Annotated in this window: 16 protein-coding genes and 1 riboswitch; of the genes, 7 read left to right on the top strand and 9 right to left on the bottom strand. The window is 65.1% G+C overall.

Annotation, left to right across the window (positions count from 1 at the left end):
* Positions 1-33 precede the first annotated feature (33 nt).
* Entirely contained in the window at positions 34-849 is an 816-nt protein-coding gene (locus tag PRN20_RS16685; protein WP_273958682.1) for a sugar phosphate isomerase/epimerase family protein, read from the bottom strand.
* Between the two features lie 216 nt (positions 850-1065).
* On the opposite strand from PRN20_RS16685, the gene PRN20_RS16680 reads away from it, so the two are divergent.
* The 7 genes from PRN20_RS16680 (at position 1066) to ribH (ending at position 7156) form a co-directional block, all read left to right on the top strand.
* Positions 1066-2397, top strand: a complete 1332-nt coding sequence (locus PRN20_RS16680) for an ROK family protein (RefSeq protein WP_273958681.1) — start codon at positions 1066-1068, stop codon at positions 2395-2397.
* Positions 2394-3251, top strand: coding sequence for a substrate-binding domain-containing protein (locus PRN20_RS16675; protein WP_273958679.1), 858 nt, complete (start codon positions 2394-2396; stop codon positions 3249-3251). Before PRN20_RS16680 ends, PRN20_RS16675 begins: the two co-directional genes overlap by 4 nt.
* The gene (locus PRN20_RS16670) at positions 3241-3444 is read left to right on the top strand and encodes a hypothetical protein (protein WP_273958677.1); all 204 of its coding nucleotides are present in this window, start codon (positions 3241-3243) and stop codon (positions 3442-3444) included. The genes PRN20_RS16675 and PRN20_RS16670 overlap by 11 nt, the downstream gene beginning before the upstream one ends.
* A 202-nt stretch (positions 3445-3646) precedes the next feature.
* Positions 3647-3796: riboswitch (FMN riboswitch) on the top strand.
* 89 nt (positions 3797-3885) lie between these two features.
* A complete protein-coding gene (gene ribD, locus PRN20_RS16665; RefSeq protein WP_273958676.1) occupies positions 3886-4935 on the top strand; it encodes a bifunctional diaminohydroxyphosphoribosylaminopyrimidine deaminase/5-amino-6-(5-phosphoribosylamino)uracil reductase RibD in 1050 nt (349 codons plus the stop codon).
* Positions 4916-5524: a riboflavin synthase gene (locus PRN20_RS16660; RefSeq protein WP_273958675.1), complete on the top strand. Its 609-nt coding sequence runs from the start codon at positions 4916-4918 to the stop codon at positions 5522-5524. The genes ribD and PRN20_RS16660 overlap by 20 nt, the downstream gene beginning before the upstream one ends.
* Positions 5500-6720, top strand: a complete 1221-nt coding sequence (ribB, locus tag PRN20_RS16655) for a 3,4-dihydroxy-2-butanone-4-phosphate synthase (RefSeq protein WP_273958673.1) — start codon at positions 5500-5502, stop codon at positions 6718-6720. Before PRN20_RS16660 ends, ribB begins: the two co-directional genes overlap by 25 nt.
* Complete coding sequence (gene ribH / locus PRN20_RS16650; RefSeq protein ID WP_273958671.1) at positions 6713-7156, top strand: 6,7-dimethyl-8-ribityllumazine synthase; 444 nt, start codon at positions 6713-6715, stop codon at positions 7154-7156. Before ribB ends, ribH begins: the two co-directional genes overlap by 8 nt.
* A 97-nt stretch (positions 7157-7253) precedes the next feature.
* Here the strand turns inward: ribH and PRN20_RS16645 are convergent, their stop codons facing one another.
* The 8 genes from PRN20_RS16645 to PRN20_RS16610 are packed head-to-tail and all read right to left on the bottom strand — an operon-like array spanning position 7254 to position 15422.
* Positions 7254-8210: a substrate-binding domain-containing protein gene (locus tag PRN20_RS16645; RefSeq protein WP_273958670.1), complete on the bottom strand. Its 957-nt coding sequence runs from the start codon at positions 8208-8210 to the stop codon at positions 7254-7256.
* A gap of 44 nt (positions 8211-8254) precedes the next feature.
* Positions 8255-9211: an ABC transporter permease gene (locus tag PRN20_RS16640; protein ID WP_273958668.1), complete on the bottom strand. Its 957-nt coding sequence runs from the start codon at positions 9209-9211 to the stop codon at positions 8255-8257.
* Positions 9208-10722, bottom strand: coding sequence for a sugar ABC transporter ATP-binding protein (locus PRN20_RS16635; RefSeq protein ID WP_273958666.1), 1515 nt, complete (start codon positions 10720-10722; stop codon positions 9208-9210). Before PRN20_RS16635 ends, PRN20_RS16640 begins: the two co-directional genes overlap by 4 nt.
* Positions 10722-12161, bottom strand: coding sequence for an aldehyde dehydrogenase family protein (locus PRN20_RS16630; protein WP_273958665.1), 1440 nt, complete (start codon positions 12159-12161; stop codon positions 10722-10724). Before PRN20_RS16630 ends, PRN20_RS16635 begins: the two co-directional genes overlap by 1 nt.
* 31 nt (positions 12162-12192) lie before the next feature.
* On the bottom strand, positions 12193-13242 hold the full coding sequence (locus PRN20_RS16625; protein WP_273958663.1) for an ABC transporter ATP-binding protein: 1050 nt from the start codon (positions 13240-13242) through the stop codon (positions 12193-12195).
* Between the two features lie 3 nt (positions 13243-13245).
* Positions 13246-13650 (bottom strand): RidA family protein, encoded by a 405-nt coding sequence (locus PRN20_RS16620; protein WP_273958662.1) that lies wholly within the window; start codon positions 13648-13650, stop codon positions 13246-13248.
* 4 nt (positions 13651-13654) lie between these two features.
* Complete coding sequence (locus PRN20_RS16615) at positions 13655-14542, bottom strand: carbohydrate ABC transporter permease (protein ID WP_273958661.1); 888 nt, start codon at positions 14540-14542, stop codon at positions 13655-13657.
* 1 nt (position 14543) lies between these two features.
* The gene (locus tag PRN20_RS16610; RefSeq protein WP_273958660.1) at positions 14544-15422 is read right to left on the bottom strand and encodes a carbohydrate ABC transporter permease; all 879 of its coding nucleotides are present in this window, start codon (positions 15420-15422) and stop codon (positions 14544-14546) included.
* Positions 15423-15482 lie beyond the last annotated feature (60 nt).

Genomic DNA, 15482 nt, shown 5'->3' with positions numbered 1-15482 from the left:
TTCCTCCCTTTGGTGACTCTGGTGTTGGCCTGATCAGGCGAAGTGCCGTCTCAGGAATGCGTGGCTGCGCACCGCTCCCTCATGGGGATCGGGCCAGCTATCGAGTTCGGCCATGACCCAACCCGAATAATCGATGTCCTTGAGCGCCTGGATGACCGCGCCGTTGTCGAGGTCGCCCGCGTCGAGCGGGGTGAAGCCGAACGGCTCGCGCTGCAGGCCCTTCAGGTGCACGAGGCCAATGCGTCCGGCGAATTCGCGGACCTGGGCCGCGGGATCGCCACCGGCTGCCGCCAGGTGCGCCGTATCGGGGCAGAAATCGAGCCCCGTGAGCCCGAAGATCCTGGTGACCTCGGCCGGACCCTCCACGATTGTGGAGAGGTGCGGATGATAGTGAGGCCGCAATCCGGCGCGCCGGGCGATTTCTCCGGCCTTGTCGAGCGCCTCGCCCAGCCGCTTGTAGTCGTCGTCCTGAATGCCGCTGGCGCGCTTGGCGCCGCCGCCGATGACATAGTGGCTGGCGCCGGCCTCGGCCGCGGCAGCGGCGACCCGCTCGATCCGCGCCAGTTCCTCGGGGAGGATGTCCGGAAAGATGAAGTTGCCGCCCGAATAGGTCGAGACCAGCTCAAGGCCGACATCGGCGAGCTTGCGGCGAAGATCCGCCGGCGCTTCGTCGAGCAGATTGCCGTCGAAGATTTCCAGGCCCTCATAGCCCGCCCGCGCGATGTCAGCGAAGGCACGGTCCATGTCGGCAAAGGTCCGGTAGGTCAGTTGGGTGACGGACGTCACCCCCACGGCATTGCCGCCGAGCGGTCCCCAGCAGTTGGCGTGATAGGCCAGTCTGACGGCCATGCAGTCCTCCTCAAGCAGATCCGGCTTTGCCGGGAATTGGGCTGGCGCTGCCGCTGCCCGTTGTTGAGCAGAGGTTACGCGGCACAAAAACAGCAAGTCAACGCTAAATCGACATAAGCAGCCAGACTTCTGCTGAAAAAAGAGCAAAAGCGATAGCTTGAAGGGAAGAACCCGGCGGTCTAGGTTGATTGTGAAGCCGAGTGAAGGGATGGAGTCGTGGCGCAGGAGAAGGCAACGCTGCGGTCGGTTGGCCGACCGCGCAGTGTCGATGCGGCCCAGGCGAGTCTGGCCCTGCTGCTCAACCTGGTACGGACCGGAGCCGCCACGACACGGCAGGAACTCGAACGCAGGTCCGAACTGGGCCGGGCGGTCGTCGCCGACCGGCTGGCGACGATGATCGAACTGGGCCTGCTCAAGGAGGGCGAACTGGGCCAGGCTACCGGCGGCCGCGCGCCCCGGCAGATGCAGTTCCGCCAAGATGCCGGCTCATTGCTGGTTTCGGCGATCGACCAGAGCTCCATCGCGCTCGGTATTGCCGACCTGAACGGCCAACTACTGGTGGAGCATCACGAAGCTGCCCAGCTCGACTCGGGCCCCGAGGTCATTCTGGATCGGCTGGCGACCATCTTCGACTGGCTGCTCAGGGAAACCGAGAAGCCGGCGCCATGGGGAATCGGACTTGCGCTGCCGGGACCGATCGAGAAGCCGCCGACGGACTTCGAAACCGTGCCGGTCTTGCAGACCGTGCAAACATGGCAGGGCTTCCCGTTCCTCGAGCGTCTTTCGATGCGGTTCGGCGTGCCGATTTTCGCGCGCAGCGGCGTCCAGACGATGACCATGGGCGAGGCCAAGTCCGGCGGCGGCCGCGGGCTGAGCGACATAATTTACGTCAAGCTGGGCCGTTCGATCAGTGCAGGCCTCATTTCCGAGGGCCGGCTTCACCGCGGCGCCCAGGGCGCTGCCGGCATGATCGGGCACAGCCGCGTCGGCGAGGATCTGCTCGAGGCCGTGGCCGGTGCCGACGTCATCGCCCGGGAAGGCATGGCTGCAGCCGAGGATGGCCGCAGTCCATACCTAGCGCAGGCGCTCGCCCGACAGGGCGAACTGTCCGTGGTCGATATCGGGCATGCGGCGCAACTGGGCGACCTGTTCTGCGTGGACCTGCTTGGCCGCTGCGGCCGCATGGTGGGCGAGGCACTCGCGCCGCTGACCAACCTGGTCAATCCGGCACTGATAGTTGTCGGTGGCGTAGTTGCCGAGTCGGGCGGCGACAGCCTCCTCGCCGGCATTCGCGAGGCGGTCTATCGTCAGTCCCATCCCATGGTGTCGCGTGACTTGCAGATCATTCGCTCGCAGATGGGCGCCTCCTCCGGCCTGGTCGGTGCCGCCCAGGTAGTGGTGGAGGAACTCTTCGCGCCCGCCACACTGCAGGGCTGGATTGGGCTGGGCTCGCCCGTCCGCCATCCCGATTTCCAGAAGCGCCTCGAGCGCATGTCGGCATCGGCTGCAGCCGAGGCTGCACCACCGGCGGGGCGCGTTGCGCCATGAACAGCAAGACACCGGGGGATACCGCCATGTCGATTGCAGGCCTCGGCCCACATGGGGAGCGCGCCGTTCCCGCCGACCAGATCCAGTTGACCCCGGCTGACGCCGCGCAGGCCCTGACCCGTCGGTTTTCCGTGGCATTGGTTCTGCACACAACCACCAGCGACTGGTCCAAGCAGGAACTGGCCGGAATCGCCGCGACCCTGGGCCTCTATTCGGCCGCCCTGGTCGAAGTGGTCGACTGCAATTTCGACGTCGATCTGCAGGTCGCTGCCTTGACCCGGCTGGCACGCGAACCGGTAGACGCGGTCATCTCGATCCCCATTGGCAACGCGCGCGTGGCGGCAGCCCATCGGGACCTGACGCTGAGCGGACGCAAGCTGGTGCTGCTCGACAACGCCCCCACCGGCATGCTCCCGGGCACCGACTACGCGAGCGTCGTCTCCACCGACAATTTTGGTCTCGGGCAGAGTTGCGCCGCGATGCTGTCGGCCCACATTCCCCCAAATGGTGCCGCCGGGATTCTCGGCTATGGCATCGACTTCTTCGCCACCCACGAACGTGAGATCGCATTCCGCAAATGGATGGGCAGTCATCGGCCCGACGTCACGCTTGTGCGGGAGCGGTTTGCCGAACTGGAAGGCGCGGGCCCGGCCGCGTTGGAAATGGTGCAGAAGACGCCCGGTCTCTCCGGAATTTTCGCAGTCTGGGACGTCCCCGCGATGAAGGCGGTCCGGGCGCTTGCCCAAAATGGCATCGAGCTCCCATTCACCACGGTGGACCTGGGCAACGAGGTTGCCCTCGATATGGCGCGCCGGGGCATGATCAAGGGAATTGGGGCCCAGTTTGCCGTATGACCAAGGCAGCGCCGCCGCGCGCGTGACGCTGGCCGCCCTGCTCGGGCTACCGGTGCCTCCATGGGTGGCGCTGTCCGGTCGGAAGGTCACGCAATCCGATGTCATCGAGGCCTATCAGGTGATCTGGCACTCGCCCGCACCCAAGGCCATTATCGACAGCGTGCGGCCGACGATCACCGCACAGGACAAGTAGGCTGCGCCATCCCTTGAGCCGGGCATCGATAGGCTCGGCAACCCTGCGGTCGCGACCAGGTTTCCACTGCGCCTCGACAGGTCTTGCGGTAGCCGGGCTCAAGGGTTCCGCCAGGCTCGCGATGGAAGGTCCACTCACTACCCGCGCAAGTTACGCCCTTGTGCCCACTTGATCTGCATGACCTGGCTCCCTATTCATAGCCCCGAGTTCTCAGGGCGGGGTGCAATTCCCCACCGGCGGTAATTGTGTCTATCGGCACATCAGCCCGCGAGCGCCCATCCTTCGGGGTGGGGTCAGCAGACCCGGTGTAATTCCGGGGCCGACGGTATAGTCCGGATGGAAGAGAACCGATGATCGTTGACGCGCGCTTTCCGTTCACCGGAGAGCTCGTGTCTGTCGTCATTTGCCCTGGAACTCGTCTGAAGTGAAGACGAGACGGGCATGGACAAGACCACAGGCAGTATCAATCCAGAACCTTCGGCGCAGGTGATCCTGCGCGCGTTCGCGCGCGCTCTGGAGCTGGCTCGGGCCCATGAAGGGGCCACCGCGCCCAACCCGCCGGTCGGCTGCATCCTGCTCGATGCCGAAGGACGGGAACTGACCGCCGGTGCGCATCGGCGGGCGGGGCAGCCCCATGCCGAAGCCGAGGCCATCGCCCTGGCCCGTGCCGCCGGCCTTGCCGACAGGATCGATACTGTTCTGGTGACGCTCGAACCCTGCAATCATCACGGCCGCACGCCGCCCTGCGCGGAGGCAATCCTGACCACAGGTGCGCGCCGTGTCTGGATTGCCTGCCGCGATTCCAATCCCGGTGTTGCGGGTGGCGGCGCCGAGCGGCTGAGGGCGGCCGGACTCAGCGTGAACTTCCTGTCCGATCTGGACCACCCGTCGGCCGCTGCGGTCCTTGCCGAGGCGGAGCGGCTCGTCGCACCGTTCTCCAGGCGCGTTCAGACGGGACTGCCCTTCGTCACAGTCAAGCAGGCCATCTCGACGTCCGGCAGCATGGTCCCTCCGAATGGACAAAAGACCTTTACCAACGCGTCGTCGCTGGAACTGGCCCATCGCCTGAGGCGCCGGGCCGACGCCATCCTCACGGGCTCCGGGACCGTGTTGGCCGACGATCCGCAGTTCACCGTGCGCCTGGTCCCTGACCACCCGGACAAGCAGCGCATGCTGGTCCTGCTCGACCGCCGCAGGCGCATTCCTGAACCCTGGCTGGCCGCTGCCCGCACGCGCGGCTTTGCCGTCTATCTGGCTGATGATGTGCATGAAGCGCTGCAAACGATCGGCGCTGCCGCCGGCATGGAAGTGCTCGTCGAAGCCGGTCCGACCCTGACGACGCACATGCTCTCGGCAGGCCTGTGGGACGAGCACGTGCTGATCGAGCAGGCCGCCAACACGGACGGCACCGACCGGGTGACCCTTCGCCGGAATCCGGCTCCCCAATTTCACTTGCAAGGAAAGGATCGAGATGTTCTCGGGCATCATTGAAAAACTGGCGAGGGTGACTCTGGTCGCGTCCCGCGGCGGGTCGCTGGAAATCGAACTTCAAAGCGGCTGGCCCGACCTGGCGCTGGGCGAAAGCATTGCCGTCAACGGCGTGTGCCTGACAGTCACCCAATTCGATGAGACCGGCCTCGCCCGCTTCTTCATCAGCCCAGAAACCCTGGCACGCACCAATCTTGGCGGCTTGGCCGTCGGCCAATTCGCCAATCTGGAACGGGCCGTCACCCTCGAGACGAGACTCTCCGGCCATCTGGTGCAGGGCCATATCGATGGGCTGGCCCGACTGGTTGAGCGGGTCGAGGCCGACGGCGCCTGGCGACACGTCTTCCTGTTGCCCGAAGCTCTGGGACGCTATTGCGTCGAGAAGGGCTCCATCGCCCTCAACGGCATCAGCCTCACCATCAATGGCCTCGAGGATCGGGACGAGGGTGTTGCCGTGCTGGTGACCATCATCCCGCACACCTGGGAGCACACCAATCTCAATGCCCTCCCCATCGGCGACGCCCTCAATGTCGAGATCGACGTCATGGCCAAATATGTGGAGCGGCTATGTCTGCCCTATCTCAAGCCCTGACCCAGTTGCGCAACGGCGGCATGGTGATCCTGGTCGATGACGAGGATCGCGAGAACGAAGGCGATCTTGTCATTGCCGCCGAATTTGCGACCCCGGAAGCGATCAACTTCATGGCCCGCCATGGCCGCGGCCTGATCTGCCTGGCGCTCACCGGCGAACAGGTGGACCGGCTTGGCCTGCCCCCGATGGTGGCCAATAACCGGGCCCGGCGTTCCACCGCCTTCACCGTTTCCATCGAGGCCGCTGAAGGGATCACCACCGGCATTTCGGCGCATGACCGGGCCCGGACAATCGAGGTTGCGGCCGCCCCCCAAGCCGGGCCTTCCGACATTGCGTCCCCGGGGCATGTCTTTCCGCTCAGGGCGGCCGACGATGGCGTGCTGGCGCGCAACGGACACACAGAAGGCGCCATCGACCTCATGCGGCTGGCCGGGCTGCGGCCCGCCGGTGTCATCTGCGAGGTCATGCGAGACGACGGGCACATGGCGCGGCGGCCCGATCTCGAAATCTTCGCCCGGGAGCAAAAGCTGCCCATCCTCGCCATAAGGGACATCATCGCCCATCGCCTCGCGCACGAAACACTGGTCGATGAGGTTGCAACGTCTGAGCTGCCCACCGAGCATTCACCGGTCCCCTTGCAGGTTCGCGCCTTCCGCAGCCGGCTGGACGGCACCGAGCATCTGGCGTTGATCCGCAACCCGCTCGGGCGCACCCCGCTGGTGCGTTTGCATTCCGAGTGCCTGACCGGGGATGCACTGGGGTCGCTGCGCTGCGATTGCGGGCCGCAATTGCAGGAGGCCCTGCGCCAGATCGCCACCGGTGACGGCGGGGCGGTGATATATATGCGCGGGCAGGAAGGCCGTGGCATTGGCCTTGCCAACAAGATCCGCGCCTACGCCCTGCAGGACCAGGGCCACGACACAGTGGAAGCCAATACCGCGCTGGGTTTTGCCCCCGATGCCCGCGATTACGGCATTGCCGGGCAAATTCTGCGGGCGCTCGGCATCGCGCGTCTGCGGCTGTTGTCGAACAATCCGGACAAGGCCCTGTCGCTCGAGCAATACGGCATCCAGGTCGCCGAGCGCGTGCCGCTAGAAATTCCGGCCAATCCCCACAACTGGCGCTATCTCGCTACCAAGCGGGACAAGTTCGGCCACACGTTCACCCACCAGAACCACGAGAACCAGAATGCCTGAAACCGCACCCCGCCTTGCCCTTGTGGTCAGCCAGTTCAACCCCGAGGTCACCCATGGTCTGCGCGACGGGGCACTGGCCTATCTCAGCGAAAATGGTGTCTCGGTCGCTTCCGCCAATATCTATGCAGCGCCCGGCGCCTTCGAAATCCCGCTCATCGCCAAACGCCTGGCGCAGTCCGGCTTCGACGGCGTGATCTGCCTGGGCTGCGTCATCAAGGGCGACACGGCACATTTTGAGTATATCAGCGAGGCTGCCGCTCATGGGTTGATGCAGGCCGGGCTCGAAACCGGCAAACCCATCACCTTCGGCATCCTGACCACCTATACCGACGAACAGGCGATCCAGCGCAGCCGGAATGACGAGCAAAACAAAGGCCGGGAAGCCGCCGCCGCCTGCCTCGAGGCCCTGCGGACCCTGGAGGCCATCCCCCTCTAGGCATTCACCAATGACCGGGCCCTGCGAACTTTCCCCCGGGGCCCGGCCAGCGGCGCGTATTTTGGGGGCGTGACGCGAGCGCCACGCCACTGCCACCCTAGAACAGGCTATTCTCGTCGTAGAACTTTGCCACGTTGTCAGAGGTGATGATCGGCGACGGAAGAGCCGTTTCCTTTTCGGCGACGGCGCCGGCGAGGATCGCCATCAGGCGGTAGAAGCCGGCCCGCCCGATCTGGTCGGAGTTGTTGAGACCGGTCGCGGCATAGTTGCCGCCCGCCTTCATGATCTCGGCGAGCGCACCCTTTTCACCATCGACGGAGGTGATGAATATCTGGTCCGACAGGCCCGCATCGGAGATAGCCTTCTGCGCCCCCAGGCACATGGAGTCGTTCTCGCAGAACACGCCCTTGAGATCGCTGTGCTGAGCGAGCAGGTCTTCCATCTGGGTGAAACCGCCGTCGGCGCTCCAGTTGCCCCAATCGGAAGCGATGACCGCCTCGACCTTCGAGCCGGCGAACTTCGACTGCACGCCCTCGGAACGGTTCGAACCGATGGTGTTGTCGGCCGGGCCACCGCGGATGATAGCGACCTTGCCGCCTTCAGCGCCGAGACGTTTGACGATGTAGTCACCGATCCCTTCGCCGATAGCGCGGTTATCGGGGCCGACCCAGCTGGTATGATCGCCGCCCTTGAGCAGGCGGTCCACCATCACCACCGGCACGCCGGCCTGGTTGATGGCTTCGAGCGCCGCGGGAGCGGCTTCGATCCAGGCACCCGAAACGATCAGGCCCTTGACACCCTGGTTGAGCAGGTCGTCGACGTCCGAGGTCAGCTTCTCGACATCGCCATTGGCGTCGGTCGAGAGGATTTCCACGTTTGAATAGACCTTGGCGGCATCCTTCACGGCGGCGTCCATGCCGACGAAATAGGCGCAACAGAGCGAGAGGTTCACCATGCCGATCTTGATCGTCTCCTGCGCCAGGGCAGCACCGGAGATGAGGGTCGCGGCGGCTGCCGCGAGGCCGAGAGTCTTCAGTCTTGAGACGATGGTCACTGCGTCCTCCTGTAATGCGGCCGGGTCCCCGCCCAGCCTTTTGATCAGGCCTTCTTTCGCCGGGCGAGAACCGCGACGAGGATGATCAGGCCCTTGAGAAGCTGCTGGTAGTAAGAATCGACGTTGAAGAGGTTGAGCACGTTGTCGACGACGGCGAGCGCGACAACGCCGCCGAGCACACCGATGGCCGTGCCACCCCCGCCGCCGAGCAGGCCGCCACCAATCACCACTGCGGCGATGGCGTCGAGTTCGTAACCGACGCCGACGCTGGGCTGGGCGATGCCGAGCCGGCTGGCGAGCAGCACGCCGGCGATGGCGGCGAACAGGCCGCAGGCGACGTAGGCAAAGATGATGTGGCGGCCGACATTGACGCCGGCCAAACGCACGGCCTCCTTGTTGACGCCGATGGCGAAGGCGGCACGGCCTGAGACAGTGTGGTTGAGATAGAACCACACCGCCGGCACGGCGATGGCGAAGAGGATGAAGTTGACTGGAATCGGCCCAACGAAGGCACCGCCGAGAATGGCGCGGAACATCTCGTCGGCCGGGTAGCGCGGCGTCGGCGCATAGACATAGAGCAGGCCGCGCAGTGAGCCCATGGTAGCGAGGGTGACGATGAACGCCTGCAGGTTGAAACGGGCAACGAGCAAGCCGTTGATCCAGCCGACAGCGACACCCATGGCGAGCGCGATGGCAATGGCGGCAGAGAAATGCATCTGCTCCTGCAGGCCGGTCGCCAGCAGACCGGCAAAGGCCAGCACCGAGCCGACGGAGAGGTCGATGCCGCCAGTGCGGACGACCATCAGCATGCCGAGCGCAAGAAAGCCGTTGGTCACCATCTGGCGCGAGATGTTGACGAGGTTGCGCTGCGTGAGGAACGCCTCGGAAGCGAAGGACGCGAAGATCACCAGCGCCACGATGGCGACGGCAAAGATCAAGTCGGCCCGCGAGAGCCGTTGCCAGGGAGCGGGGCGAGCCGCGGCATGCGCCGTGTCCGTCATTGCAGTGTATCCGTTCCGGGATGAAGACCCGCCGCGTGGGCAAAGACCAATTCGGGCTTGAAACCGTCGGGCACGAGTTCGGCGGCTATGCGCCCCTCACGCAGCACGAGAAGGCGATCGGAAAGACCCAGCACCTCCGGCATCTCCGAGGAGATCAGCAGCACGGCCGCACCGGCACGCGCCAAGTTGGCAATCAGCTGGTAGATTTCTACCTTGGTGGCAATGTCGACGCCCCGCGTCGGTTCGTCGAAGATGTAGAGCCGCGCGCCCTCGACCAGCAGCCACTTGGCCAACACCACCTTCTGCTGGTTTCCGCCCGAAAGCTGGCGCACCGGCTGGTCGACACTGCGCATGCGGGTGGAAAGTTCGCGAAGCTTGGCATCGACGATGCGACGCTGCTCCCGATCGTTGATGATCCCCGCCCGCGCGCTGCGTCCAAGGCTCGCGAGGCCGGCATTGTCGAGGATGCTGGCATCGAGCGCGAGCCCGTCGCCTTTGCGATCCTCGGTGATGAGAGCAAGACCCGCGCCGACCGCCGCCGCGGGCGTATCGAAACGGACCGGCGCCCCATCGAGACTGATGTGACCGCTCTCGAAATGATGGGCACCAAAGAGTGTCTTGGCGATCTCGGTGCGGCCCGAGCCAACGAGGCCGAACATGCCCACGATCTCGCCGGCACGCACAGAGAAGCCGATATCGGAGAAGACGGCACCGTCGGTCAGCTTTTCGACATCGAGAACGACCTTGCCACGCACGCGATCGCGAGCGGGATAGATTGCCTCGAGCGGGCGGCCGACCATGGCTTCGATAACGCTCGCCTGGTCGAGCGTACCGATATCGCCATGCAGCACAGACTGCCCGTCCTTGAGCACGACAACCTCGTCGGCGATATCGAAGATCTCCTCGAGCCGGTGCGAGATGTAGATGACCGTGGTGCCGGCTGCGGCGAGCGCGCGGACCTTGGCGAAGAGCAGCGTCGCCTCGGCGGCCGAGAGTACGGCGGTGGGTTCGTCAAGGACGAGGATCTTCGGCTCGGTTACCAGCGCCTTGGCGATCTCGACCAGTTGCTGGCGGGCGACGCTCAGCGTCCGCACCAGAGCGCGCGGGTCGATGTCGGAGAAGCCGAAAGCCGCCAGCGTTTCGGTGGCGATGCGGTTGGCCTTCGCCCAATCCACTATGACGGGCAGGCCGCGCGTCGGAAGGCGGCCGAGCAGGATGTTCTCGGCCACGCTCAGATGCGGCAGCAGGCTCAACTCCTGGTAGACGATGCGGATGCCGTGAGCCATTGCATCGGCCGGGCCGGTAATCCTCGCCGGCTTGCCGTCGAGCTCGATGGTGCCGCCATCGGGGATCACCGCGCCCGAGAGCACGCGCATCAGCGTCGACTTGCCGGCGCCGTTCTCGCCCACGAGCGCGAGTACCTTGCCGGCGCCGACCGCGAAGGAGATGTCGCGGACTGCCGGGTTGCCGTCGAAACTCTTGCGGATGTGCGAGAGCGCAAGCGCTGCCATCAGAGGCCACCGAAGATTTCGTGCAGGAGCAGGGTCTTTTCCTTGCTCATCTCGTGCAGCGTGTCGTGGATGCCCTCGCGTCCGTTGCCCGATCCCTTGTTGCCGCCGAAGGGCAGCGTCTCGACGCGCACGGCGGTGGTGTGATTGACCACCACCGTGCCCACATCGAGCACTTCATAGGCGCGCATGACGCGGCGGATGTCATGGCTGAAGATCGCGGCCTGCAGCCCAAACGGGCTGTCATTGGCGAGCCCCAGCGCCGCCTCGAAATCATCGTAGGGGATCAGCGGCAGAACCGGGCCGAAGGTTTCCTCGGCGAAGGCAGGCGTACCGGGGGTGACGCCGGTCAGGATTGTGGGCTCGAAGAAATTGTCGCGGCGCTTGCCGCCGATGACGATGGTGGCACCATCGGCGACGGCCTTCGCCACCTGAGCCTCGACGCGCTCGGCACCGCGCCGGTTGATCAGAGGACCGACATTGGTCGCCGGGTCCATCGGGTCGCCGATGCGCAACGCCCGGGTGCGATCGGTGACGGCGGCGAGCAGCCGGTCATAGACCGGACGCGCCACCAGCACGCGCTTGACTGCGCAGCAGATCTGACCGTTGCCGGACGTGAAGCGGCCAGCGATCAGCGCATCAGCGGTCGCCTCCACATCGGCGTCGTCGCACACGATCGTGGCGTCGTTGCCGCCGAGTTCGAGGTGCACCTTCTTGAGGGTCTGGGCGGCGACTTCGAGGATCCGCCTGCCAGCAGCGGTGGAGCCGGTCATGGCGATCATCTGCACGCCGGGCGAGCGCACCAGCGCCTCGCCCACTTCGCGACCACCGGTCAGGACCTGATGGGCGCCAGCGGGCAGGCCCGCCTCTTCCATGAAGCGGGCGACGTCGAGGATGGCGAGCGGACAATCCTCGGGCGTCTTGGTGATCACGGCGTTGCCGGCTGCGAGACCACCTGCGACCTTGTGGCTCCAGAGTTCGACCGGATAGTTGAACGGCACAATAGCTGCGATCACGCCCAGCGGGTAGCGCGTGGTTATGGCCAGCGACTTCTCGCGACCCGGAATGGCGTGGAGCGGCACGGACCTGCCGAACAGGCGCTTGGCCTCTTCGGCATAGCCGCGGAAGATCCGGGCGGCGACCCCGACTTCGCTTGTCGTCTCGCCAATACGCTTGCCGTTCTCGCGGCACAGCAGTTCGCCGAGCCGCGTCTGGTTCTCTTCGATGCGGCGCGCTACCGCTTCGAGGATCTCGTAGCGGCGCCAGGCCGGCATGGCCGCCATGGCCCTGGCGCCCCGCTGCGCGGCGGCGACGGAGCGTTCGACATCGGCGGCGGTCGCACGCGGCACCGTGCCGATCTCGGAGTCATCGGCTGGATTGAGCACCGGATCGACTGCGCCATCAGATGCGCTGGTCCAGTTGCCGTCGATCAGCATGTCCATCTCATTGTCCTCCCATGGTGCAGAGGCGGCATCATACGGCGTGTCCCGCACTGTCGAAAACATGGGCGCGGGATGGGTCGAAAGCGAGTTTCAACGCGGTGCCGGTCGCGGCCTCGAAGGTGCCGGGCAGCTCTATGGTGAGGAGCGGTTCCAGTCCCTCGACGCGGGTGTGAACGAGGCTCGAACCGCCGAGGCGTTCCACCAGGACGATGTGCGCGGGAATACCGGTTTCGGCGATCGCGATGGCATCGGGGCGGATACCCAGTTCCAGCGGCTTGCCGGCAGCGAGCGGGCGGCTGACCAGGACCGGGCCCCCTGCCCCCAGCCGGAGATCGGCGCCATCGCTGACCACGGGCACGAAATTCATCCTGGGCTGACCGAGGAAGCCTGCGACGAAGCGGCTGGCCGGCTGCTGATAGAGATCGAGCGGCGCGCCCTCCTGTTCGATGCGACCGTTGTTGAGGATGACAATGCGGTCGGCCAGGGTCATCGCTTCGATCTGGTCATGGGTAACGTAGATCATGGTCGTCTTGAGTTCGTCGTGCAGCCGCGCGATCTCGACCCTCATCTGGGCGCGGAGGTCCGCATCGAGGTTCGAGAGCGGTTCGTCGAAGAGGAAGACATCGGGCGAGCGGGTGATGGCGCGACCGATGGCGACGCGTTGGCGCTGGCCGCCGGAAAGCTGCCGCGGCTTGCGATCAAGGAGAGCTTCGAGCTGCAGGATGCGCGCGGCCGCGCGCACCTTGTCCTCCATCTCGGCCTTGCCAACGCCCATCATCTTGAGGGCGAAGCCCATGTTCTCGGCCACTGTCATGTGTGGGTAGAGCGCGTAGCTCTGGAACACCATGGCGATGCCGCGATCGGCGGCCGGCACCCTGTTCATGGCCTTGCCTCCGATCCGCAGCTCGCCCGACGAGATTTCCTCGAGGCCGGCGATCATGCGCAGCAACGTCGACTTGCCGCAGCCCGAGGGGCCGACGAAGACGAGCAGTTCGCGGTCGCGGACCGCGAGGCTGAGATCGTGCACGACCTCGACCTTGCCGAAGGTCTTCCGGATGTTCTGGAGATCGATCGACGCCACGGTTCAGCCTTTCGCCTTTACGGCCCACATTTCGATTTCGACGAGATAGCCCGGGAGCAGGATCGCCTGCACTGCGGTGCGTACCGGCAACGGCTCGGGCATGAGCTCTTCGTAGATGCTGTTGAAGCGCGCCCAGTCGACGAGGTCGGTAAGGTAGATGTTCACCTTGAACACGTCGGCCAGCGAGCAGCCGGCAGTCGCCAACTGCACGGCGCAATTGCGCAAAGTGGCGGTGGTCTGCTCTTCGATGGTGGTGCCGATGACATGGCCTTCGAGGTCGACCGCGACCTGACCGGAGAGCACCACGAGGTGGCGGGCATCGACTTCGAGCACCGGTGAATAGGGGCCGGCGGTCACGTGCTGGCGTGCGTTCCCGGGACGGGTCTTGAGGGGGTGGAAATCGCTCACTGTTTCAACCCTTTACCGCGCCGGAGAGGAGGCCTTCGACGACGAAGCGCCAGACGAGGATGACCAATACCAGGGTGGGGACGATGGCGATGAAGATCGCGGTGTTGAGGAGGCTCCAGCTCACGTCCGTGTTGCGCGCGAGGGCCGCCATCACCACGGAAGCGGGGCGCGTTTCGCTGCTTCCGGACAGGATCATCGCAAACATGAACTCCGAATAACTCAACATGAACGCGAACAGGCCGGTGGCGCCAATGGAGGGCAGCGCCAGCGGTACGGCGACGCGCCAGAAGGTCTGGAAGCGGTCGCAATGATCGAGCACGGCAGCCTCGAAGATCTCGGCCGGGATCTTGCGGAAGAAGACGGAAAGGATCAGCACGGTAAAGGGCAGCGCCTTGGCCGTATGGACGAGGATGATGCCGAGCTGGGTGCCGACCAGGTTCATGGCCTGCAGCATCATGTAGATGGGCGTTACCAGCGCAACGGCCGGCACCAGCGGCGAGAGGATGAGATAGAGGAAGCTCACCTTCTTGCCGGGGAAGATGTAGCGCGCAAAGACGAATGCGGCGGGGGCGCCGAGGATGAGGTTCAGCACCATGGCGGCGAGCGCGTTGAGCGAGGAGTTGACCAGGGCCTGCGGTACCTGGCGGGCAGCATCCGAGATCATGGCGCGATTGGTGCCTTCGGCATTGTAGCTGTCGGGCAACTGGCCGGTGAAGACGTAGCGATAAGTGTCGAAGTTCGGCCCTTCGGTGAAGAGGCTTTTATCGGGGCTCAGCAAAACCTTGTCGGGCACCAGACTGCCATAGAGCGACAGCAGCACGGGGCCACCACTGAACAGCAGGATCAGCGCGCCGAAGGCGAAGGTGAGTAGCGGATGCAGGCGGCCCGCCATCTCATTCCCCCGCGAAGAGGTCGGAGGGGAGCGCCCTGGTGATCGCGACGATCAGCATTGCGCTGATGAGCACGACGATGAAGGCCACCGCCGACCCGGCGCCGAAATCGTACATGGAGAAACTCTCGCGCCAGATCTGGAAGCTGAGCAGCGTCGTCGCGGTGCCCGGTCCGCCGCCGGTCATCGCATAGACGATGTCGTAGCTCGTGAAGGCAGTTAGCGCGTTGTAGACCAGTAGCACCACGATCATCGACTTGATCTCGGGAAGGATGACGTAGCGGAAGCGCTTCCACGCGCTCCGGCAATCGATGGCGGCGGCTTCAAGGGTCTCGCCATTGATGGTCGAGAGCGCGGCCATCATCAGCACGACGGCGAAGGGGATTTGCGTCCAGACATGGGCGACGATGACGGCGCCGAGCGCAGTGCGCGGATTGGTGAGCCAGCCGATGGGAGTGTCGATCACCCCGAGGTCGATCATCAGACCATTGAGGAAGCCGAAGCTCGGATGAAACACCCAGACCCAGAGCACCGCGGAGATGGCGCCGGGCAGTACCCAGGGTAGCAGCACGACGGAGCGGAGCACCTGCGAGCCAAAGAAGCGCTTCTGCAGGAACAGCGCGATCAGCGTGCCGAACACCACCACCGAGGGCGCAGCGATCAGCGTGAAGACCAGTGAGTTGCGGAGGGCGACGCCGAAATAATCACCGACGATGACCCGCTGATAGTTCTTGAGGCCGACGAAGGGCTCGCCGGGAAACAGGATCATCACCTCGTGCAGCGAGGTCCACAGCGCGTGACCGATCGGATAGACGGTCAGCAGGATGACGGGCAGCAACGCCGGCAACAGCCACGCGCCCGGATAGCGATTGATGGTCCACATGGTCGCCTCAGGGGGAGATGATGGGCGGCTTTGGCCGCCCACCGGCCTCGGGAGGAGCAA

It is taken from the genome of Devosia sp. ZB163, from assembly GCF_028613635.1.
Taxonomy (GTDB): Bacteria; Pseudomonadota; Alphaproteobacteria; order Rhizobiales; family Devosiaceae; genus Devosia_A.
Note: the sequence above shows the minus strand (reverse complement) of the source record. Positions and strands in the feature narration are given on the sequence as shown.